Source organism: Streptomyces sp. NH27, assembly GCF_056859195.1.
Genome location: NZ_JACEGK010000039.1, coordinates 1 through 23,775, shown reverse-complemented (window position 1 = coordinate 23,775; position 23,775 = coordinate 1). Strand labels below are relative to the sequence as shown.

At 73.6% G+C, this 23,775-nt stretch carries 6 protein-coding genes; 1 reads left to right on the top strand and 5 read right to left on the bottom strand.

The features are described from left to right. Window positions 1–94: 94 nt before the first annotated feature. The 3 genes from AC13HU_RS05775 to AC13HU_RS05765 all read right to left on the bottom strand — a co-directional run bounded on the left by AC13HU_RS05775 (window position 95) and on the right by AC13HU_RS05765 (window position 4,206). Entirely contained in the window at window positions 95–2,203 is a 2,109-nt protein-coding gene (locus tag AC13HU_RS05775) for an MMPL family transporter (RefSeq protein ID WP_483040642.1), read from the bottom strand. A 114-nt stretch (window positions 2,204–2,317) separates the two neighbouring features. Then, window positions 2,318–3,166, bottom strand: a complete 849-nt coding sequence (locus AC13HU_RS05770) for an ABC transporter permease (RefSeq protein WP_483040641.1) — start codon at window positions 3,164–3,166, stop codon at window positions 2,318–2,320. Further along, entirely contained in the window at window positions 3,163–4,206 is a 1,044-nt protein-coding gene (locus AC13HU_RS05765) for an ATP-binding cassette domain-containing protein (protein ID WP_483040640.1), read from the bottom strand. The genes AC13HU_RS05770 and AC13HU_RS05765 overlap by 4 nt, the downstream gene beginning before the upstream one ends. Before the next feature lie 66 nt (window positions 4,207–4,272). Here AC13HU_RS05765 and AC13HU_RS05760 point away from each other — a divergent pair, with 66 nt between their 5' ends. After that, window positions 4,273–4,875, top strand: coding sequence for a TetR/AcrR family transcriptional regulator (locus tag AC13HU_RS05760; protein WP_483040639.1), 603 nt, complete (start codon window positions 4,273–4,275; stop codon window positions 4,873–4,875). A 39-nt stretch (window positions 4,876–4,914) separates the two neighbouring features. Here the strand turns inward: AC13HU_RS05760 and AC13HU_RS05755 are convergent, their stop codons facing one another. Further along, window positions 4,915–11,511, bottom strand: a complete 6,597-nt coding sequence (locus AC13HU_RS05755) for an SDR family NAD(P)-dependent oxidoreductase (protein ID WP_483040638.1) — start codon at window positions 11,509–11,511, stop codon at window positions 4,915–4,917. An 8-nt stretch (window positions 11,512–11,519) separates the two neighbouring features. Then, window positions 11,520–23,693, bottom strand: a complete 12,174-nt coding sequence (locus tag AC13HU_RS05750; RefSeq protein ID WP_483040637.1) for an SDR family NAD(P)-dependent oxidoreductase — start codon at window positions 23,691–23,693, stop codon at window positions 11,520–11,522. Window positions 23,694–23,775 lie beyond the last annotated feature (82 nt).

Here is a 23,775-nt window from a genome sequence, read left to right as displayed (position 1 = left end):
ATCTTGGTGGGGTTAAAAACGAAGCGCGCGACGACCTGTCGCCCCGCACCCCTTGGAGGGTGCGGGGCGACGGCTCTGCCCGGTCCCCGAAGGCTCAGCTCAGGGTGAGCGAGGGCGGCGCGAGTTCCTCGCTGCTGCTCGGCGTCTCCTCGCGGCTCATGGCGCTGGGCCACCACATCCGGTGACCGATGTCGTAGGTCAGGGCGGTGACGAGGACGGAGCGCACCAGGAAGGTGTCGAGGAGCACGCCGAACGCGACCGCGAAGCCGATCTCCACCGCGAAGACCAGGGGCAGCGTTGTGAGCGCGGCGAAGGTACCGGCGAGCACGATGCCCGCGGAGGTGATCACGGCGCCGGTGGCGTCCAGGCCGCGCAGCGCTCCGCGCCGAGTGCCGTGCGCCCGAGATTCCTCGCGTACCCGCGTCATCAGGAAGATGTTGTAGTCGACGCCCAAGGCGATGAGGAAGACGAAGATCCACAGCGGGATCGCCGGGTCGGCTCCGGCGAACCCGAAGACGTGCTGGAAGGTCAGGGCGCTCACACCGAGCGCCGCCGCGAACGACAGCACGACCGTGGCGAGCAGGACAAGCGGTGCGACGACGGCGCGCAGCAGCAGGCCCATGATGAGTGCCACGACCACCAGGATGAGCGGGACCAGCAGGTTCCGGTCGTGGTCGGCCGCCCTGCCGTAGTCGAGGTTGATCGCGCTGCCGCCGCCGACCCTGGCGTCCGCCCCGGGCACGTCGTGCACCACGTCACGCAGCCGGTCGACGGTCGTGAACGCCCCCTTGGTGTTCGACGCGGCCGTCAGGGTGCCTTCCAGGTAGACGCGGCCGTCCTTGACCAGCGGCTCGGTGACGTCCGTGATCCCGGGCGTGCCGGCCACCGCCGACCGCAGCGGCGCCGCCGCGCCGGCGGCGCCGACGATCTGCACGGGGTCGCCGTCGCCGGCCGCGAAGTGCTGGGCCATCACCCGCTCCCCGGTGACGGCTTCGGGCGCGCTGGTGAAGGAGTCCTTCAGCTGCACGTCGTCCGCCTTGAACCCGATCAGGCCGAGCGCCAGGACACCGAGCACGAGCGAGGTACCGATCCAGACGGCGCGCGGCCGGCGGGCCACCACGCGTCCGATCCACGGCCACGTGCCGCGACCGGCCGGCCGCTCGGAGCCGAACGCCGGCCGGACCGGCCAGAACACCCAGCGCCCGAGGATGACGAGGAGAGCCGGAAGCAGCGTGACCATCGCCAGGAGGGCGCTCGCGACGCCGATGGCCATCGCCGGCCCCAGGCTCTTGACCGAGTTGAGCTCGGCTGCGAGGAAGCACAGCAGGCTCAGGACCACCGTCCCGCCGCTGGCGAGGACCGCGGACCCCGCGTGCCGCAGGGCGGCCGCCATCGCCTCGTGCCGGTCCTCGTGGCGGCGCAGTTCCTCGCGGTAGCGGGCGATGAGCAGCAGGGCGTAGTCGGTGCCCGCGCCGAAGAGCAGCACGGTGAGGATGAACTGGGTCTCCGAACTGACCGTGAGGCCCGCGTGCCGGGCGAACAGGTAGATCGCGCCCTGCGCGACGACCAGTGCCACGCCCACGCAGACCAGCGGGACAATCCACAGCACCGGGCTGCGGTAGGTGATCAACAGGATGGCGATGACGATCGCGACCGTGAGGTACAGCAGCGCCCTGTCGGTACCCGAGAACGCGTCGGCCTGGTCAGCGGCGTAGCCGGCGGGTCCGGTGACCTGCGCGTCAAGGTCGGGATGGGCGCGCAGGATCGACCGGATCTCCTTGACAGCGGTCGAGGTCTCGCTCGATCCCGTCTGCCCGCCGATCCCGGCCTTGATCGGGACGGTGACCTCGATCGCCCTGCCGTCCTTCGCGACCACCGGGCCAACCACGGGCCCGGTCACGTTCGCCAACCGCGCGAAGCGCCGGGAGTCTGCCGCGGCCACCGCCTGGTCCTGCGGTGTGACGGCGGTGCCCCCGGCGTGCTGGTAGACGACCACCGCGGAGCTTATGTCCGGCTTGAACTTCTTCGCTAGTTCGGCGACCTGGGTCGACTGGGCGCTCTTCGGCAGGAAGGTGGACACGTCGTCCTGCTCGACACTGCTGAACCTGCCGCTGAAGATGCCGCCGACGATTAGCAGGCCGATCCAGCACACGAGGACGGCCCACTTGGCTCTCCGGCCGGACGGGAACGTCAGAAGTCGCATGGGAGCTCCGTTGAAGGGTTCAAAAGAAAGAAGGGGGACCCCGGTGGATTGGTTTTCAGCCAGTTCGCCGTGCTCCGGCTGCTTTTGCCGTACTCCGACCGGTCTTGCCGTGCCTCAGTTCTGCTTGCTATAGAGGTGGAGGGTGAGAGGGGCGCACACGAGGGTGATGGCGGCGGCCGCGATGAGGGACCAGGCGACTGCGCCGCCGGCGCCGCCGGTGTCGTTCATCAGGTGCCTGGCCGCTGTCGCGACGTGGCTGAGCGGGTTGACGTCGACGAAGGCCCGGAGCCAGCCGGGCATGGTACCGGGTTCGACGAAGATGTTGCTGGCGAACGACAGCGGCATCAGTACCGCGTTGGCGATGCTGAGGACGACGGCCGGGTCGCGGACGAGCAGCGCAACCATGGCCCACAGCAGGGATAGGGCCAGCCCGAAGGCCACGACCAGGGCGACCGCGGCGAGCACGCCCGACACGCCGCCGTCGGGGCGGTAGCCCATGATCAGCCCGAGGACCACCACCATGGCGGAGGCGAACACGTAGCGGACGGCGTCGCTGAGCAGGCCGCCGAGCACGAAGGCGCCCCGCCAGATCGGCAGGCCGCGGAAGCGGTCGAAGGCTCCGCTGCGCACGTCCTGAGCGAGCCGGGCGCCGCCGTACATAGTGACGATCGCGATGCTCATGCTGAGCACGCCGGGCAGCAGGACCTTGAGGTACTCCCCCGGCGACGAGCTGATGGCGCCGCCGAACAGGTAGGTGAAGAGCACGGTGATCAGCAGCGGGATGGCGATCGAGTCCACGAGCTGCTTGGGATCGTGCTTGATCTTGAGCATGGCGCGCCGACCGAAGATCGCGGACGCGGCGAGGGCCCCGGCGCGGCCGTGCGACCGGCCGACGACGAGCAGGGCGTCGATCGGATCGGTCTGCGCCTCGGCGAGGCGGGTGACCGCGGCAGGGGTGCTCATGCGTTCACGTCCTCTTGGCCCGCGGTGGCCTGCGCGGCCGGGACGGTCGAGGTGGTCGGGCCGGCGGGGTGGCCGGTCAGGGCGAAGAACGCCTCGTCCAAGCTGGGCTGGCCGAGGGAAACCTCGGCGACGCCCACCTGGGCCTCGGCGAGCCGGGTCATCGCGTGCCCGACCAGCCGGCCCACGTCCGTCGCGTCCGCCGAGGTGGTCAGCGGCGCGGACAGGGCGAGCGGGTCCGCGCCGAGGCGTACCGTGCCCTGCAGGGCACCGGCCAGGATCTCCTGCGCCCGCGGGCGCTGCCCGCCGTCCAGCAGCCGGATGTGCAGGGTGCCGGAGCCGACTTGGGCCTTGAGCTGGGTGCTGGTGCCCTCGGCCACGACCCGGCCGTGGTCGATGACCGCGATCTGCTCGGCGAGCTGGTCGGCCTCCTCCAGGTACTGCGTGGTGAGCAGCACCGTGGTGCCGGCCGCGGCGACCCGGCGGACCAGGTCCCACACCTGGTTGCGGCTGCGCGGGTCGAGACCGGTGGTCGGCTCGTCGAGGAAGAGCAGGTCAGGAGTCACGATCAGGCTGGCCGCGATGTCCAGCCTGCGGCGCATCCCGCCCGAGTAGCCGCTCACCGCCCGCCCGGCCGAGCCGGACAGGTCGAACGCGGCTAACAGGGCGTCCGCCCGCTGCCGGCCTGCGGCCCGGGACAGACCGTGCAGCCGGCCGAGGATCAGCAGGTTCTCATATCCGGTCAGGTCCTCGTCGAGGGACGCGAACTGGCCGGTCACCGCGACCCGGGCCCGGATTGCGTCCGCCTCGGTCAGCACGTCGTGGCCGAGGACCCGGGCCGTGCCGCAGTCCGGCCGGGCCAGCGTGGCCAGGATGCGGATCATCGTGGTCTTGCCTGCCCCGTTGGGGCCAAGGAACCCGAACACCTGACCGCGCCGGATTGTGAGGTCGATCCCGTCCAAAGCCCGGTTCTCCCGGTAGACCTTGACTAGGCCGGACGCCTCGACCGCCGGATGGCCCCCAACCACACTGTTCTTTGACATGATGTCAAATTAATCTAGCTCTTGCAGGTTGTCAATGTTATTGCGGAACGGATAACATCAAGGGAAATGGTTGATTCGCCCGACAACATCACGCCGACCCGCCGCCGCCGGTCCGACGCCCGCCGCAGCATCGACGCCATTCTCAACGCGGCCCGGATCGTGCTCGGCGAGCGTCCCGACGCGAGCATGGAGGACATCGCCACCACGGCCGGGGTCACCCGCCAGACCGTCTACGCGCACTTCCCCTCGCGGGACGCCCTGGTCGCAGCCCTCATCGAAGCCGCGGCCGCGGAGTACCTAGCCGCGTTGGACGACGCAGGTCTCGACACGGCCCCGCCCGCCGACGCGCTGGCCCGTTTCCTCGACGCCGGCTGGCAGTTCCTGCGCCGCCACTCCTTCCTGCTCAACGCCACCGCGCCGCGGGCCACGCAGCCCAACCGCAACGCCCTGTCGGGCGTCGTGCCCCCGCGGCTCGAACGGCTCATCCAACGCGGCCAGCTCGCAGGCGATTTCGACGCGTCCCTGCCCGCCGGCTGGCTCGCCGCCGCCATCATCGGACTGCAGCATGCCGCTGCGGCGGAGGTCACCGCCGAGCACCTGAGCGCCCGCAGGGCGGCGGTTTTGTGCCTGGAGAGCGCGCTGCGCCTGTGCGGAGGCAGCGGCAGGTGACGGCAACCCGAAGGCGCCCCGGGTACCGCCGGCCGGGAGTCATGGAGCCTCGGAGAGGTTGTCATCGATGAGTGCGAATATCTGGTCGTCGGTTGCCGAATCGAGGGCCACGTCCGTCCCCTCGGCGGCTGGCGCCCCGGCGTCCGGGCGACCGTCGTTCCATCGGCTCAGCAGCGCCTGGAGGCGCCGGGTGACCCTCACCCGCAGGTCTTCGGCCGGCACGTCCCGTAGCAGCGCCCGCTCCAGGCTCTCGATCTCGTCGAGCACCGGCTCGGACCTCGGCGCCGCGTCGGCGGTGAGCCTCGTGCGCAGGTAGCGTGCGAGCTCGGCCGGAGTGGGATGGTCGAAGACCAGAGTCGCCGGAAGCTTGCAACCGGTCGCGCCGGCCAGCCTGTTGCGGAGGTCGACGGCGGTGAGGGAGTCGAGCCCGAGGTCCCGGAAAGGGCTGTCCGGGTCCAGGCTCTCCGCGTTGCCGCCGCCCAGCGCGACGACTGCGTGCGACCGGACGAGCTGGAGCAGGAACTGCTGCTGCTCGGCTTCGCTCAGCGAGCTCAGCTGCCGCGCTACACCGGTGGCGGGGTCGGCCGTCGCGATCCGGACTCGGACCGGCGCGTTGACCAGACCGCGCCACAGCGCCGGGAGGTCGCCGTCGCGGGCGAGGCTCCGCAGCCGGCCGGTGCGGACACCGGTCGCCAGCAGGAAGGGCTCGGCGGAGCTGCGTGCGGCGTCGAAGAGCGCCAGCGCCTGCGGAGTGGGCAGCGACGTGAAGTACCCGGTGATGCGTGCTCGGCTGGAGCTGGTGATGGCGGCGGTCAGCGCGCTGGTCTGCGCCCACAGGCCCCACGCTATCGACGTCGCCGGCATGCCCATTGCCCGCCGGTGACAGGCGAGCGCGTCCAGGAACACGTTCGCGGCCGCGTAGTTGCCCTGCCCTGGCGAGCCGGTCAGCCCGGCGCCCGAGGAGAACATGACGAACTCGGCGAGGTCGGCCTGCGCGGTGAGCTCGTGCAGGTGCAGGGCCGCGTCGACCTTGGGCCGCATCACCGCGTCGATCCTGTCCGGGGTGAGCGAGGGCAGGATCCCGTCGTCAAGGACGCCGGCCGCGTGCACCAACGCCGTCAGCGGGTGCTCGGCCGGAACCGCGGCCAGCGCCTCGGCAAGGTCGGCCCGGTCGGCGACATCGCAGGCGACCATCTGCACACTGGCGCCCAGCTCGGCCAGTTCGGCGCGGACCGTGTCCGCACCCTCCGCGGCGGGCCCGCGACGGCTCAGCAGCATGAAGTGCTTGGCCCCCCGCTCGGCGAGGTGGCGCACGACAAGGCCCGCCAGGGTCCCGGTGCCGCCGGTGACGAGAACCGTCCCGTCGGGGTCCGGCGCCGGCGGCACGGTCAGCACGATCTTGCCGACATGCCGGGCCCGACTCATGAACCGGAACGCCGGTATCGCCTGCCGGACGTCCCAAGTGGTCAGCCGCGGCAGCTCCAGCGAACCGGCGTGGAACAGCGCCATGATCTCGGACAGCATCTCCCCGATGCGGTCCGGTCCCGCCTCGTTCAGGTCGAACGCCCGGTAGCGGACCCCGGGATGTACGGCGGCGACGTCACCGCTGTCACGGACGTCGGTCTTCCCCATCTCGACAAGCCGCCCGCCGGGCCGCAGCAGCCGCAGCGAGGTGTCGACGAAGTCCCCGGCCAGCGAGTTCAGCACGACATCGACGCCCTGGCCGCCGGTCGCGTCGGTGAACCGCTGCTCGAACTCCAGCGTGCGGCTCGACCCGATGTTCGCGTCGTCCAGCCCGGCGGACCGCAGGGCCGGCCACTTGCCCTGGCTGGCGGTCGCGAACACCCGCGCGCCGCGGTGCTTCGCGAGCTGTACGGCGGCCATGCCGACCCCGCCGGCCGCCGCGTGCACGAGCACGGACTCGCCGGCGCGCAGCCCGGCCAGATCGAAGAGCGCGTAATACGCGGTGAGGAATGCCGCCGGCACCGAGGCGGCCTCCTCGAACGACCACTCCCGCGGGATCCTGGCGAGCAACCGGTGGTCGGTCACCGAGACCGGGCCGAACGCGTGGCTCATCAGGCCCAACACCCGGTCCCCAGGCACCAGGTCGGATACGTCGCTGCCGACGGCGGTCACCGTTCCCGCACCCTCGCCGCCGAGATCCGCCTCGTCCGGGATCAACCCCAGCGCGACGACCACGTCGTGGAAGTTGAGCCCGGCCGCCCGCACTGCCACCCGTACCTCTCGCGGGCCCAGCGGGGCGGCCGGCTGCGGGCAGCGGACCAGCGCCAGTCCCTCCAGAGTCCGGGTGCCGGTGCATTCCAGCCGCCAGGCGGCCGTTCCGGCCGGCGGCGTCAGGCTCTCACCGCCGTCGGCCCGGGCCAGCCGCGGCACCAGCAGTCCACCGGCTCGGACGGCGACCTGGGGTTCCCCGCAGGCCACTATCGCCGCCCACAGGTCGCCGTTTCCGGCGTCGTCCGGGCAGCTGCCGTCGTCGACCAGGACGAACCGGCCCGGATGCTCGGTCTGCGCCGTGCGCGCCAGCCCCCACACGCCGGCCGACACCAGGTTCACGGCGCCCTCCCCGTCCCGTGCCGCCACCGCGCCCTGCGTCCTGATCACCAGACGGCCGGCGCCGAGGTCGTCGTCCGCCAGCCACTCCTGCAGCACGCTCAGCGCGGCCGCGGTGACCGTCCGGGCGCGAGCGGCCAGGCCGACGTCCTCGCTGCCGGGGGCGGGCTCGGCCCACCCCGGGTCGCACCACACCGCGAGGTCGGGCGCGGGAGCCCCTTCGGCGATCGCCGCACGGAGCCCTCCCAGGTCACGGTACTCGCTGACGACCGCGCCGGAGTCGCCGAGCCGCCGCGCGACCGCCGCGCCCTCCCCCTCCGCGCCGAGCACCGCCCATCGCAGCCGCTGCGCGGCCGGCACGGATTCGGGTCGGGGGGCGGGTATCCAGTCGAGCCGAAACAGCGCGTCGCGCAGCGCGGCCGAATCCGACGCGCGCAACTGCTCGGCCGACACCGGCCGTACGACGATGGCTCCGACCGAGACGACGGGCCGCCCGTCGAGGTCCACGGCCGTCAGCGCCACCCGGTCCTGGCCGGCCCGCCGGATCCTGACTCGCAGGTCGGCCGCACCCGAGGTGACCAGTGCCACCTCGCTGAACAGGAACGGCAGCCAGAACCCCTGACCCGACGACGAGCCGTCTTGCGACATGAGCATGCCGGCCACCTGCGCCGCCGCGTCCAGCAGGGCAGGGTGGACCCCGAACCGCCCGGCTTCACCGCGCTGCAGGGGCGGCAGGCCGACCTCGGCGAACACATCGTTTCCCCGCCGCCATGCCCGGCGGATCCCGCGGAAGGCCGCTCCGTAGCCGTAGCCGCGCTCCGCGTAACCCTCGTAGAGGCCGTCGGTGGGCAGCGGCTCCGCGCCGGCCGGCGGCCAGACCATCAGGCCGCCGAAGTCCCCAGCGGCAGGCGGGCCGGTCAGCTCGCCGACCGCGTTCGACGTCCACTCGCCGTCGACGGAGGTGTCCTCCGGCCGCGAGTACACCGCCACCTGGCGCTTGCCCGCCTCGTCCGGGGCGCCGGCCACCACCTGGACCTGGACCGCACCCGCCGTCGGCACCACCATGGGGGCTTCCAGCGCCAGTTCGTCGATCCCGGAGCAGCCAGTCTCGGTCGCGGCCCGCAGCGCGAGCTCCACGAACGCCGTGCCGGGAAGCAGCACCTGGCCGTCGACCACGTGGTCGGCCAGCCACCCGTGGGTTTGCGGCGACAGTCGGCCGGACAGCACCACCGCGCCGCTGCCGGCGATGTCGACGGCGGCTCCGAGCATGGGGTGCTCACCGGCGCGCAGCCCGGCCTTCCCCAGGGCGTCGCCGGACGGCGCCACGGGGTCCTGCCAGTAGCGCTGCCGCTGGAAGGCGTACGACGGAAGGCGGACGGGGCCGTTCCCGCGGTGGCCGAGCACACCCCGCCAGTCGACCGGCACGCCGCCGACGTAGGCTCGCGCAGCCGAGCCGAGGAAGTCGTCCAGGCCGCCGCGGTCGCGGTGCAGCGTGCCGAGGACGACCGCGTCGGCGTCCGCGTCCGCGATCGTCTCCTCCAGTCCCATGGTCAGCACCGGGTGTGGGCTCGCCTCCACGAACAGCTCGTAGCCCCGCTCGATCAGCGTCCGGGTGACCTCGTCGAAGCGCACCGGCAGGCGGAGGTTGCGGTACCAGTAGTCCGCGTCCAGCCCGGAGGTGTCCAGCTGCCCACCGGTGACCGCCGAGTAGAAGGGAATCCGCGAGGGGCCGGGGGTGATGCCGTCGAGCTGCGCAAGCACCTCGTCCCGGATCCGCTCGACGTGCGGCGAGTGCGAGGCGTAGTCGACCGGCAGCCGCCGTACCCGGACCTCGGAGTCCTGGTACGCGGCGACCAGTTCGGCCACGGCGGAGCTGTCACCCGACACCACCACGGAACCGGGCCCGTTCACGACGGCGATCGCCAGCCGGCCCTCCCACCGGGACAACTGCGGCTCGGCCTCGTCGCGCCCCAGGCCCAGCGAGGCCATCGCCCCCTGCCCGGCCAGCGCCACCAGGGCGCGGCTCCGCAGTGCCACCACCCGCGCCGCGTCCGGCAGCGAGAGTCCGCCCGCCACGCAGGCGGCGGCGATCTCGCCCTGGGAGTGCCCGACCACCGCGGCGGGCACGATTCCCGCGTGCTGCCACAGGGCGGCCAGCGACACCATGACTGCGAACAGCACCGGCTGTACGACGTCCACCCGGTCCGGATCCGGGGCGCCGGGGGCCTCCTGGAGAATGTCGCGCACCGACCAGCCGGTGAACGGGGCCAGCGCCGCGTCGCATTCGGCGAGCCGGTCGCGGAACACCGGAGCCGCCGTCAGCAGCCCGAGCGCCATCCCCCGCCACTGGGACCCCTGCCCGGGGAAGACCAGCACCGCCTCGGCGGAGCGGGTGCGGGCCGCGCCCTGGACCAGTCCCGCCACGGGCTGCTCGGCGGCCAGCGCGTCCAGCCCGGCGAGCAGTTCGGGTCGGGTTGCACCGAGCACCACGGCCCGGTGGGACAGCGCCGAGCGCCGCACCAGCGAGCCCGCGACGTCCCACGGGTCCAGGTCGGACCGGGCCCGCAGGAACTCCGCCAGCCGCGCGGCCTGCCCGCGCAGACCCTGCTCGCCCCGCCCCGACAGCACCCACGGCACCGTTGCGGCCTCGGCCGCCCCCTCGCCGGCCGGCGGCTCCGCGGGGGGCGGCTGCTCCGGCTCGGGTGCCTGCTCCAGGATGAGGTGGGCGTTGGTGCCGCTGATGCCGAAGGAGGACACGCCGGCCCGGCGTGGATGCCCGTTGCTGGGCCACGGCCCCGCCTTCACCGCCAGCTCCACCGCGCCCGCCGACCAGTCCACGTGCGGGCTCGGCTCGTCCACGTGCAGTGTCGCCGGCAGCGTTCCGTGCCGCATCGCCAGCACCATTTTGATCACGCTCGCCGCACCGGCCGCCGCCGAGGTGTGGCCGATGTTCGACTTCACCGACCCCAGCAGCAGCGGCTGGCCCTGCGCGCGGCCCTGCCCGTACGTCGCCATCAGCGCCTGCGCCTCGATCGGGTCGCCCAGTGATGTCCCGGTCCCATGCGCCTCGACCACGTCCACCTCCGGCGCGACCACACCGGCACGCGCCAGAGCCGCCTGGATCACCCGCCGTTGGGACGGGCCGTTCGGCGCCGTCAGCCCGCTCGACGCACCGTCCTGGTTCACGGCCGAACCCCGGATGACAGCGAGCGCCCGGTGTCCGCGGCGCCGGGCTTCGGACAGGGTCTCGACGAGCAGTAGGCCGACGCCCTCCCCGAACCCGAACCCGTCGGCGGTGGACGCGAATGCTTTGCACCGCCCGTCGACCGACAGCGCGCGCATCCGGCTGAACTCGACAAACACCTGCGGGCTCGACATCACCGCCGCGCCGCCAGCCACCGCCATCGTGATCTCACCCGCCCGCAGCGCCTGACACGCCTGGTGCAGCGCCACCAGCGACGACGAGCACGCCGTGTCGATGGTCACGGCCGGGCCCTCCAGCCCGAACACGTATGCCAGCCGCCCGGACACCACGCTCGGGGTGGTGCCGGTAACGACGTAACCCTCCATGCCCTGCGGGTAGTCCGAGGGGCCAGCGCCGATGTAGACCCCGGTCCGGCTGCCCTTCAGGGCCGCCGCGTCGACCCCGGCGTCCTCAAACAGCTCCCAGCACGTCTCCAGCAGCAACCGCTGCTGCGGGTCCATGGAGAGGGCCTCGCGCGGGGAGATCCCGAAGAAGGCCGGGTCGAAGTCCGCCACCCGGTCCAGGAAGCCGCCCTCACGGACGTACGACGTTCCAGAGTGGTCGGGGTCAGAGTCGAACAGCCCCGACAGGTCCCATCCCCGGTCCTGCGGGAAGCCGCCGACCGCGTCGCGGCCCTCGGACATCAGCTGCCACAGGTCCTCCGGCGAGGCCACACCCCCCGGATAGCGGCACGCCATGCCCACGATCGCCACCGGCTCGCGCAGCTGCGCCTCAAGCTCGTCGTTGCGCAGGCGCAGCCGCCGGGTCTCCTTCACCGACGTCCGCAGCGCACTGGTGATCTCTTCGATCGATGCGGTCATTGGGGCCCTCACTCCTCGGTGCTGTATACGGAGCGGATGAGTTCGTCCACGTCCATGGCGTCGGCCGCGTTGATCTCGTCGTCGCGGTCTCGCTGACCGTCATCGCCGTCGTCCGCCGTCTCCTGCACGTCGTCGGCCGAGCCGACCTGCTCGTTTAGCCAGCGCGCGAGTTCGGTGGAGGTCGGGCGGTCGAAGATGAGCGTGGCGGGTAGCCGCAGGTTGGTCGCCACGGCGAGCCGGTTGCGCAGTTCGACCGCCGTCAGCGAGTCGAACCCCATTTCGAGGAACCCGCGGTCGACGTCCACCGTGCTCACCGAGCCGTGGCCCAGCACCGCGGCGGCCTGCTTCCTGACGAGGTTCACGAGCGCCTGCCGCCGCTCGGCCGTGGACATCCCGGCGAGTTGGCCGGCCAGCCCTACGGCGGCGGTGCCGCTGTCGCCTGTGGCTCGGTCCGGCCGGCTGCGGCGCGGCACCAGCAGGCGCAGCACGGGCGGCAGCGTCCCCTGGCCGTCCTGCGCGCGCAGCGCCTCACGGTCCATGTGCGCCGCCACAACCAGCGGCTCGCCGGTCTGCACCCCCTGGTCAAACAGGGCCAGGGCTTCCGCGGCGGACATCGCCTGCGCCCCGGCCCGGGAGAGTCGCTCACGGTCCACGGCGCTCATGCGGCCGGTCAGTGCGCTGTCTGGCGCCCACAGACCCCAGGCGATCGACGTGGCAGCCTGACCGCGCGAGTGCCTGACCGCGGCGAGCGTGTCGAGGAACACGTTGGCCGCACCGTAGTTGGCCTGTCCGGGATTGCCGAGCAGCCCGGCCGCCGACGAATACATGACGAACATGCCGAGGTCGAGACCGGTGGTGAGCTCGTCGAGGTGCACGGCGGCGTCGACCTTGGGACGCAGCACGGGCGCCAGGCGCTCACCGGTGAGGGAGCCGAACACCGTGTCGTCCAGCACCCCCGCCGTGTGGACCACCGCGGTGAGCGGGTGATCCGCCGCGATCCTGCCCAGTAGGTCCGCCAGGGCCTCTCGGTCGGCGATGTCGCAGGCGGCCAGTCGTACGTCGGCGCCCAGCTCGGCGAGTTCCGCGCGCAGTTCCTCGGCGCCCGGCGCGGTGGCACCCTGACGGCTCACCAGCACGAGGTGGCGCATCCCCCAGGGGCCCACCAGGTGTCTGGCCACCAGAGCGCCCAGTGTTCCGGTGCCGCCGGTGATCAGTACCGTGCCGGCGGGGTCGGGAACGGGCGGGATCGTCAGGACGAGCTTGCCGACGTGCTTGGCCTGGGCCATGTAGCGGAACGCCTCGGGCGCGTCCCTGACGTCCCAGGTGCGAACGGGCAGCGGCTGTATGGCGCCGTCCCGCAGCAGCCGGACAACGTCGGCCAGCATGGTCCGGATCGTCTTCGACGTGGTGTCCGGCACCAGGTCCACCGGCCGGTACACCACACCCGGACACGCGACGGCGACATCCTCGGGGTCCCGGCGGTCGGTCTTCCCCAGTTCGATGAAGCAGCCGCCCCTGGGCAGCAGACGCAACGAGGCATCGATGAGTTCGCCGGCCAGCGAGTTGACAACCACGTCGACCCCCGCGCCGCCGGTGGCGGCGAACACCTCGTCGGCAAACGCCACGTCCCGGGACGAGGCGATGTGGGCGTCGTCCAAGCCCATCCGCCGCAGCGCGTCGTGCTTGGCCGGGCTGGCAGTGGCGAACACCTCAGCGCCCAGGTGGCGGGCGATCTGGACCGCCGCCATGCCAACTCCGCCGGCTGCGGCGTGGATGAGGACCCGCTGCCCGGTCTGTAGGCATGCCACGCCGTTCAGGGCGAAGTAGGCGGTCAGGAAGGCCGAGGGGACCGAGGCCGCCTGCTCGAACGACCAGTCCTGGGGGACCTGGACCAGCCAGCGGTGGTCGGTGACCGCCTCGGTGCCGAACGCGCGCGGCATCAGCCCCATGACCCGTTGCCCGGGCTTGAGTCCGGTCACGCCGGGACCGGTCGCCTGGACCACGCCGGCCCCTTCCCCGCCGAGGAACAGGCCGTCGTCCGGCGGCAGCCCCAGGGCGACCAGGAGATCGTGGAAGCTGATCCCGGCCGCGCGGACCCGCACCCGCACCTGGCCCCGTGCCAGCGGCTCCCCGGTCTCCGGGCAGGCCGCCACGGAGATGGCATCGAGCACGCCGGCCGGGTCCGGTTCGAGCCGCCACCGGCCGCCGAGCGGTGCGGTGAGCCTGCCCCGCGGCGGGCGCGTCACCGACAGCCTCGGGATCAGCAGGGTGTCCCGCCGGACCGCGATCTGCGGCTCATCACCGGAGAGCGCGTGTGCGAGTGCCTCCGTGCCGCCGTGCTCGTCGAGGTCGGCCAGGACGATCCGGCCCGGGTTCTCGGCCTGCGCCGAGCGAACCAGCCCCCACACCGGAGCCGCGGCGAGGTCGTGGACATCGTCGGACAGCCCGACCGGGAGCGCGCGGCAGGTGACCACGACCAGCCGCGTTTCGACCGTCCGGTCGTCGGCCAGCCACGCCTGAACCTCGCGCAGCACCGTGCCGGCCAGGTCGAAGGCCGCGCCGGGCAGCCCGGCACCTGCCGCCGTCGCACCGGGGAGCACCGCGGTGCGCGGGGCCGGCGCGCCGTCGGACAGCGCGCCAAGTAGGGCAGCCACGTCTGGGTACGAGCGGGTTGGGATCCCCGACGCCAGCAGCGAATCGGCCAGGCCGGAGGCGTCCTCGCCCAGTACGGCCCAGCCGCCGGCGACACGGTCTTTGGGCGTCGTCAGCGGGACCCAGTCCAACTGAAACAGGGACCTGCCGGCCGGACTCGCCGCCGCGGAGAGCTGCTCGACCGCGACCGGCCGGGTGACCAGGCGTTCGATCACCAGGACCGGCTCTCCGGTCTCGTCCGCGGCGGTCAGCGCCACCGCGCCCGAACCGGCCGGCGCGATGCGCACCCGCAGGGAGCGCGCACCGGGCCCGAACAGTGACACGCCGGCCAGGCTGAACGGCAGCCGCACCGCCCCGTCGGCGCCGTCGCCCTGCCCTGCGGTGGGGACGAGCACCATCGCGTGCAGCGCCGCATCGAGCAGCGCGGGGTGCATGCCGTACCGACCCGCCTCCTCCTGCACCTGGGAGGGCGGCGACACCTCGGCGAAGACCTCGTCGCCGCGCCGCCAGGCCCGGGCCAGGCCCTGGAACGACGGCCCGTAGGTGTACCCGGCCTCCGCTCCGGCGGCGTAGAAGGCATCCTGCTCCATCGGCACCGGCTCGGCGCCGGGCGGCGGCCAGACGGCCAGCGCGTCCGGGGCGTCGCCGCCAACCGGCGCCAGGACCGCCGACGCGTGCCGCGTCCACTCGCCGTCCGCGCCGTCCGGCCGCGAATAGACGACCAGCGACCGGTACCCCGAGCCGTCGGGCGCCCCGACCGCCAGTTGCAGGCGCGCCGGATCGTCGCCGTGCAGCAGCAGCGGCGCTTCCAGGGTCAGTTCCTCGACCCGCGGGCAGCCCGCCTCGGCGCCGGCCCGCAGAGCCAGCTCGGCGAACCCCGTCCCCGGCAGCAGGCACACCCCGTTGACCGCGTGGTCAGCCAGCCACGGCCGGGTGCCGGCCGACAACCGGCCGGTGAGCACCAGGCCACCGGTGTCCGCGAGTTCCACCGCGGCACCGAGAAGCGGATGGTCCGGCGCCTCCACGCCGAGTGCCGACGGGTCTACGGCAGTGCTCTCGTCGTCCATCCAGAACCGCTGCCGGTCGAAGGCGTACGTGGGCAGCGGGACCTGCCGGGCGCCGGGGGTCAGCGCGGACCAGTCAAGGTCCGCGCCATTCACCCACGCCTCGGCCAGCGAGGCGGAGAACCGGGCCATGCCGCCATCGTCGCGGCGCAGCGAACCCACCGTCACCGGCTCGGCGCAGTCGCCCGCCGACGCGGCCGTGCCCAGCACCGCGGCGGTCAGTACCGAGTGCGGGCTCACCTCGACGAACATGGTGAAGCCGTTGTCGAGCAGCGCCCGGGTGGCGCGCCCGAACAGCACCGGCTCCCGCAGGTTGCGGTACCAGTACTCCGCGCCCAGTTCCGTGGTGTCGGCGGGTTCCCCGGTCACCGCGGAGTAGAACGGTATGCGCGAGCGCTGAGGGGAGATTCCGTCCAGTTTCGCCAGCAGCTGCTCGCGCAGCGGCTCGACCTGCGGCGAGTGCGACGCGTAGTCGACCTCGATCCGCCGGATCCGGATTGCCTGCCGCTCGCACTCGGCGGTCAGTTCGTCCAGCGCGTCGGTGTCACCGGCCACGACGACCTGGGACGGGCTGTTGACGGTCGCGATCGTCAGCTGCTCCTGCCACGGGGCGAGCAGCTTGGCCAGTTGCTGCTCGTCCACCTGCAGCGAGGCCATTCCTGCGGATCCGGTCAGCCGGGCCAGCGCCACCGCCCGCACAGCCACCACCTTGGCGGCGTCCTCCAGGGACAGCACGCCGGCCACACAGGCGGCGGCGATCTCACCCTGGGAGTGCCCGACCACCGCGGCGGGGTTCACACCGAAGTGCTGCCACAGGCGTGCCAGCGAGACCATCACCGCGAACAGGGCCGGCTGCACCACGTCGACCCGGTCCAGGCCCGGCGCCCGGTCCGATCGGCGGAGCACCTCGGTCAGCGACCAGTCGGTGTACGGAGCCAGCGCCCGTTCGCACTCGGCGATGTATCCGGCGAACTCCGGGCTGCCGTCCAGCAGTTCGGCGGCCATTCCGGGCCACTGGCTGCCCTGTCCGGGGAAGACGAAGACGACCCGCGGCTTGCGCTGCGCGATTCCGCGCACCAGCCCGGGGCCCGGCTCGTCGTCGGCCAGCAGGGCCAGCCGGCCGAGGTAGTCGTCGCCGAGCACCACCGCGCGGTGCGGCAGCGCCGCACGCGAGGAGGCCAGCCTCCATCCGATATCGCACGGCTGCGGAGCGGACTCGTCAGCGAGCAGCCGGCTCAGCTTGCCGGCCTGCTGCCGCAGCGAGGCCGGGGACGCCGCCGAGACGGGCCAGAGGACCGGCGCGGCCGCCGGGCCGGAGCCGTTGCCGCCCGCCGGTCCGGAATCGGTGACGCGCGCCTGCTCCTGCTCCTGGGCCGGCGGCTGTTCGAGGATGAGGTGCGCGTTGGTGCCGCTGACCCCGAACGAGGACACCCCTGCACGCCGCGGGTGACCGCCCTCGGGCCACGGCACCGCCTCCACCGCCAGCTCGACCCGGCCGGCCGACCAGTCCACCTGGCGGCTCGGCTCGTCGACGTGCAGCGTCGCCGGCACCACTCCGTGGCGCATCGCCAGCACCATCTTCATCACACCGATCGCGCCCGCGGCCGCCTGCGTGTGACCGATGTTCGACTTCACCGACCCCAACAGGACCGGCCGGTCCTGCGCGCGGTCCTGCCCGTAGGTGGCCAGCAGCGCCTGCGCCTCGATCGGGTCCCCCAGCGTGGTCCCCGTTCCGTGCGCTTCCACGACGTCCACGTCACGCAGCGTCAGGCCCGCGTTTGCCACCGCCTGCCGGATCACCCGCTGCTGGGAAGGCCCGTTGGGCGCGGTCAGCCCGTTCGATGCGCCGTCCTGGTTCAGCGCCGAGCCCCGGATCACCGCGAGCACCTCGTGCCCACGGCGCCGGGCCTCCGACAGCGGTTCGACCAGCAGCAGGCCCAGGCCCTCGGCAAAGCCGGTGCCGTCCGCGGCCTCGGCGAACGCCCGGCACCGCCCGTCCGCCGACAGCGCGCGCTGCCGGCTGAACTCGACGAAGACCTTCGGGCTCGATATCACCGCGACCCCGCCGGCAACCGCCATCGAGCACTCGCCCGCGCGCAGCGCCTGGCACGCCATGTGCAGAGATACCAGGGACGACGAGCACGCCGTGTCGACCGTGATCGCCGGGCCCTCCAGCCCGAACACGTACGACACGCGCCCCGAGATCACAGCTGGCGTGCCGCCGGTCACCGCGTACCCCTCGGCGCTGTGTGGAGCCATCGTCGCCCCGGTCGCGTAGTCCGTCGGGCCGGCACCGATGAACACACCGGTACGGGTGCCCTTCAGGCTCAGCGGGTCCATCCCGGCGTTCTCGAACAGCTCCCAGGAGGTCTCCAGCAGCAGCCGCTGCCGGGGATCCATGGTCAGCGCCTCGCGCGGGGAGATCCCGAAGAAGTCCGCGTCGAACTCCGCCACATGGTCGAGGAACCCGCTCTCACGAACGTACGACGTACCCGGCTGATCCGGATCCAGGTCGAACAGCCCGGGCAGATCCCATCCGCGGTCCGCCGGGAACCCGGACACCGCATCCCGGCCCTCGACCAGCAGGCGCCAGTACTCCTCCGGCGTCGTGACCCCTCCGGGCAGCCGGCACGCCATCCCCACGATCGCCATCGGCTCGTCGACGGCGGTGACGTTCTCGACCGTCACGGCCGGCGCCGTCGCCGCCACGGAACCGGCCGAGCCACCGGGGGCGAGATCCAGCAGACAGCCCGCGACGGCGGCAGCGGTGGGGTAGTCGAACGCGAGGGACGACGGCAGGCGCAGCCCAGTGGCCGCGTTCAGCCGGGTCCGGAACTCGACCGCCGTGACGGAGTCGGAGCCCATCTCGGTGAAGGGCCGGTCGGGGTCCACGTCGCCCGCGCGGCTGTACCCCAGGACGGCCGCGGCCTCGGTCCTGACCAGGTCGAGGACCGCCCACTCGCGCTCGAACTCGCAGGTCCGCGCCAGCAGCCGGGCGAGCGCGCTGTCCCCGGCCTCCTGCTCGCCGGCGCCCGTGACGCCCTGGACGTCCGGCAGCTCGTCGAGCAGCGGCCGAGCGCGGGCCGCGGTGTACAGCGGCGCGAACCGCTCCCACTCCACGTCGGCGAAGGCCACGGAGGTCTCGTCCTGGTCGAGCACCTGCCGCAGCGCCCGCAGCGCCTGACCGGAGTCCAGCAGCGGAAGGCCCTGCCGTTCGGACTGGCTGGTGAACAACTCCCGCACCGCCGGATCGTCGGTGTTCTCCCCGAACGCGTTCCAGAAACTCCAGGCGACGGTGGTGCCGGCCTGGCCCCTGGCGCGGCGCCGGGCGGCCAGTGCGTCCAGGTGGGCGTCGGCGGCGGCGAACACGCCGTTCTCCGCCGCGCCCCAGATGCCCGCGACCGAGGAGAACATGACGAAGGCGTCCACCGGGTCCTCGCCCAGCAGTTCGTCCAGGACCCGTGCACCGGTCACCTTGGCGCGCAACATGCCGGCCAGCTGCGCCGGCGTCGTCCCGGACAGCGGGCCGGGCTCGGATACGGCCGCCGCGTGCACGACCGTACGGACCGGCCGTCCGGCGGCCCGTGCCTCGCCCAGCAGGGCTGCCATCGCGGCCCGGTCGGCCACGTCGCAGGCCGCCATCGTCACCGACGTACCGGACTCGACAAGTTCCGCCTCCAGTTCGGCCGCGCCCGGGGCGTTGCGGCCCCGCCGGCCGGCGAGGATGACGTGCTCCGCGCCGGAGTCCGCCAGCCACCGGGCCAGGCACCGGCCGAGCCGGCCGGTACCGCCGGTGACCAGCACACTGCCGTGAGGCCGCCAGACCCGCACCACGGGCCGGTCGGCCACCGCATCGCGCACCAGCCGCCGTACGTACACGCCGCTGTCCCGCACGGCCACCTGGTCCTCGGCGCCCAGGCCGCCGCCCAGCACCGCGCACAGCCGCCGGAGCGCGTCCTCGCCGGGTGTGCCCGGAAGATCGACCAGGCCACCCCAGCGTTGCGGGATCTCCAGGCCCGCCACCCGTCCCATGCCCCAGACCTGGGCCTGCACGGGCGACAGCGGGTCGCCGCCGTCCGCGGCGACCGCGCCGCTGGTCGCCAGCCACATCGGGACGTCGGCCGGCACGTCGCCGAGCGCCTGCACGAGGGCCAGGGTGGCGGCCGTACCCGCCGGGATGTCGGGGAAGTCCCGGTACGGGCGTTCGTCCATGGCCAGCAACGACAGCACTCCGGCCGCGTCCGCGGCCGCCGCGTCCCGGAGCAGGCCGGCGATGTGGTCTCGGCCTTCGTGCGCCGGGTCCAGGCTGAGCCGCGTGACGTCCGCGCCCCGTTCGGTCAACGCCCGGCACACGTCCGCCGCGCGGTCGAGGCCCGGGCTGGTGCCGGGAGCCAGCACCAGCCAGCGTCCGCTCAGTTGCGGCTGCGCGGGGTCGGCGGCGGGCTGCCAGTCGACGCGGTAGCGCCAGGCGTCGAGTTCATGGGCGGCGATGTCGGGAATCGCGGCCGGCTCGGCGTCGGACCCGGTGAAGACCTGCTGCCAGTCCACGTCGGCGCCCTGGGTGTACGCCTCGGCGAGGGAGGTCAGGAAGCGTCCGGTGCCGCCGTCGTTCCTGCGCAGCGTGCCCAGCGCCCTCGCTTCGCTGCCGGCCCGCTCGGCCGTCTCCTCGATCGACGACGTCAGCACCGGGTGCGGGCTCGCCTCGATGAACAGGCGGTGGCCGTCCCCGAGGAGCGCGCGGACCGACTCCTCGAACCGCACGTGTTGGCGGAGGTTGTAGTACCAGTAGTCCGTGCCGAGTTCGGTGGTGTCCAGCAGCCCCCCGGTGGCCGAGGAGTAGAACGGCGCCTTCCCCTTGAGGGGCGTGATCCCCTTGAGGACGTGCCCGAGCCGCTCGCGGATCTGCTCCACGTGCGGCGAGTGCGAGGCGTAGTCCACGTCGACGCGCTTGAACCGGGTGCCGTCGCCCTGGCAGACGTCCGCCAGTTCGTCGAGCGCGCCGACCTCGCCGGCCACCACGACGCTCTGTGGCCCGTTGACCGCGGCGATCGACAGGGCGCCGTCGAAGGGGCGCAGCATCGCGGTGGCCGCCTCCGCGCCGAGGGCGACCGAGGCCATGCCGCCCTGGCCGGACAGGCGCGACAGTTCGGTGCTGCGCAGCGCCACGACGCGGGCCGCGTCACGCAGCGAGAGCGCGCCGACGACGTGTGCGGCGGCGATCTCGCCCTGCGAGTGGCCGACCACCGCGGCGGGCACGACCCCGTAGGAGCGCCAGAGTTCGGCCAGCGAGACCATCACGGCGAAGAGCACCGGCTGGACGACGTCGACCCGGTCGAGCGGGGCGGCACCTGGCTCACCGCCGATCACCGCGCTGAGCGACCAGTCGGTGAACTCGGCCAGTGCCTCCCCGCACGCGCGCATCCGCTCGGCGAACGCCGGCTCGGCCGCCATGAGCTCGGCGGCCATTCCCTGCCACTGGGCGCCCTGCCCCGGGAACACCAGAGCGGTCCTCGGACCGTTCCCGGCCGCACCCTGGATCAGGCCGGCGGCGGTCCGGCCGTCCGCGAGCGCGCTCAGGCCGTCGACGAAACCCCCGGCGTCACCGGCCAGCACAACGGCGCGGTGCGCGGTCGCGCGTGGCAGCGCGGCCAGGGAGGCGCCGACGCCAAGCGGGTCGAGCCCCTGGCCGCGCGTGGTGAAGTCCCGTACCGCGGCGGCGCGGGCCCGCAGACCGGTAGCGCTGGCGGCGGACATCACCCACGGGGTGGCCTGCTGGTCGCCGCCGATGTCGGCGGCCTCGCGATACCAGAAGCGGCGGCGCTGCCACGGATAGCCCGGCAGGCTGACCGGCAGGCGCGCCGCTTTGGCCGGCGCGGGCACGGCGCCGGTCACGAGCAGCTCGGCCACGGTGCCGGCGAGCCGGTCCACCGGGTCGCCAGTGTCTGTCCGGACCCCGAACCGGTCAGCCAGCGGATCGGGCAGGTCCCGCAGCAGGACGTCGAGGAGCGCGTCCACGCCCGCGGACGCGATGTCGTCGGCGAGGCCCTGCGGCTGCTCGGCGGGCCCGCGGCCCGTACGCCGCACCAGGTCGTCGGGGGACGCGGCAGGGCCCGAGCCGTCGGCCGACACCTCGGGTATGCGGCCCGGCCGCAGCTCGACGCCGGAGGTCTGCCAGGCGGCCAGCCGCAGCGCGTCCTGGAGGTCCAGCTGCCCGGCGGCCCAGGCAGCGCCCAGCCGGCCCGCGCCCTCGCCGACCACGGCTTCCGGCGCCAGCCCGACGTCGGCCCACAGCCCGACCGCCGCGACGTGGTGGCACAGCAGGTAGGCCGCCGGCAGATCGGCCGACGGCTCGGCGAACGGGTCGACGGTCGCACCGGTCAGCGCTGTGAGGCGCTCGGCGCAGGACCGGAGGGCGCCGGCGTACTCCGGCAGCCCCGCGAGCCGGTCGCGCAGAGCGGCGGACGGCGGCTGCGCGCCGAACCAGAACCCGACAGTGCGCGTCGCCCCGTCGGGTGTCTGCCCCGTCGTGACGGCCGGCGAGCTGTTCCCGCGAGCCGTCGCTTCCAGGGCCGTCGCAACGGCGGTGGCGTCTTGGCCGGTGACGGCGAGCCGGTGACTCAGCCAGGTGCGGCGGTAGGCGGCGGTGTGGACGATGTCGTCCAGGTCGGTCGGCGCCTCGCGCAGCCGGGCGGCCAGCCGGCCGGCGGCCGGGCGGCGTGCCGGCTCCGCCGCGGCGGTGACCCGGAGGAGGTCGGGCTCGCGGCGGGCCGGGACCGCGGCCGGCTCCGGAACCTCCGGCGGCTGCTCGACGACCACGTGCGCGTTGCTGCCGCTGAACCCGAACGAGCTCACGCCCGCCCGACGGGGATGGTCCCGCAGCGGCCACTGCTGGCGCTCTGTCACCACCGAGACCGGCAGGCTGTCCCAGTCGATGTACGTCGACGGCCGGTTCAGCGGGTGCGGCGGAAGCTCACCGTGGTGCAGCGCGAGGACCACCTTGAGCAGCCCGGTGACGCCGGCGGCGGCCTCCAGGTGCCCGATGCTGGCCTTGGCCGCGCCGATCAGCAACGCCTCGTCCGCCGCACGCCCGGGTCCCAGCGCCTCGGCGAGAGCGCGGACCTCGATCGGGTCGCCGAGTGACGTTCCGGTGCCGTGCGCCTCGACGTAGTCGATGTCGCGCGGCGCCCAGCCCGCGGCCGCGACCGCCCGCTTGATGACGGAGACCTGCGCGGACGCGTTGGGGACCGTCATCCCGCCGCTGGCACCGTCCTGGTTTACCGCAGTGCCGCGGATCACCGCGTAGATGCGGTCGCCGTCCCGCTGCGCCGCGCCGAGCGGCTTGAGGATGAGCGCCGCCGCCCCCTCGCCCCGGCCGTAGCCGTCGGCGGTGTCGTCGAAGGTCTTGCACCGGCCGTCGGGGGCCAGTGCGCCGGCCCCCGACATGGAGACCGACACCGTGGGGGCGACGATCACGTTGGCCCCGCCCACGACGGCGATCTCGCAGTCGCCCTGGCGCAGACCCTGGCAGGCCAGGTGGACCGCGGTGAGCGACGACGAGCAGGCGGTGTCGACGGCGATGCTGGGGCCGCTCAGTCCGAGGAAGTACGACAGGCGTCCGACGGCTCCGGCGAACGTCGTACCGGTCCCGTAGAAGTGGTCGACGTCGGCCATGTCGCGGGTGAGCAGCTGCTGGTAGTCGGCGGTGTTGAGGCCGCAGTAGACACCTGCGGCCCTGCCGTCGAGCGCGGGCTGCCCGCCGTCCTCCAGTGCCTCCCAGGCGACCTCGAGGAGCAGGCGGTGCTGCGGGTCGAGCGACTTCGCCTCGCGCGGCGAGACACGGAAGAACTCCGCGTCGAACCCCTCCACGTCGTCGAGGAAACCGCCGCGGGTGGGGACGCTGGGCCCGGCCTCGGCCCAGATCGGGTCGGCCCGGCGGCCGGCCGGCAGGTCGCGGACGGCGCTGCGGCCCTCGGTCAGCAGCGACCAGAACTGCTCGGGCGAATCCGCGCCGGGCAGCCGGCAGGCCATGCCGATCACCGCGACGGCGTCGTCCTGCGCCCCGCCGTCATCGGCCGAGGCGCCGGACGAGGTGTCCGGCGCGAAGGTCCGGGGAGCACCGCCGGCGTGCGGGGCGGCCTCGGCCAGGAACTCGCCGAGTGCCTCGATCGTCGGCTTCTCGAAGACGATCGTCGCAGGGAGCTCCAGGCCGAACTCGGCGGCCAGCCGGTCCCGCAGCTCGACGGCGGTGAGCGAGTCCAGCCCCTGGTCGAACAGGCCGCGCCGGCGTGCCAGCGGTTGGTCGCGTGACAGCCCGAGGACCGCCGCGACGTGTTCCTCGACGCGCCGCGTCGGACCGCCGTGCGCCTGTGGCCTCCTGACGGTGGGAGCGGGCGCCGCCGTCGGGGCCGGCGCGGCCTGCGGACGGCGGGCGCCCGGGGCAGCGTCGTCGGCCGGGCGCGCGATCATCTCGCTGACCACCCTGCCGTCGGCGTCGAGCACCCCCAGCCGCAGCTGCGCCGGCGCCGCAGCCGCCGGGCCGGGCCCCTGC

Coding starts and splice junctions, on each gene's coding strand:
- AC13HU_RS05760 (WP_483040639.1), top strand. CDS start 4,273: ATGGTTGATTCGCCCGACAACATCACGCCGACCCGCCGCCGCCGGTCC.
- AC13HU_RS05755 (WP_483040638.1), bottom strand. CDS start 11,511: ATGACCGCATCGATCGAAGAGATCACCAGTGCGCTGCGGACGTCGGTG.
- AC13HU_RS05750 (WP_483040637.1), bottom strand. CDS start 23,693: ATGATCGCGCGCCCGGCCGACGACGCTGCCCCGGGCGCCCGCCGTCCG.
- AC13HU_RS05765 (WP_483040640.1), bottom strand. CDS start 4,206: ATGTCAAAGAACAGTGTGGTTGGGGGCCATCCGGCGGTCGAGGCGTCC.
- AC13HU_RS05770 (WP_483040641.1), bottom strand. CDS start 3,166: ATGAGCACCCCTGCCGCGGTCACCCGCCTCGCCGAGGCGCAGACCGAT.
- AC13HU_RS05775 (WP_483040642.1), bottom strand. CDS start 2,203: ATGCGACTTCTGACGTTCCCGTCCGGCCGGAGAGCCAAGTGGGCCGTC.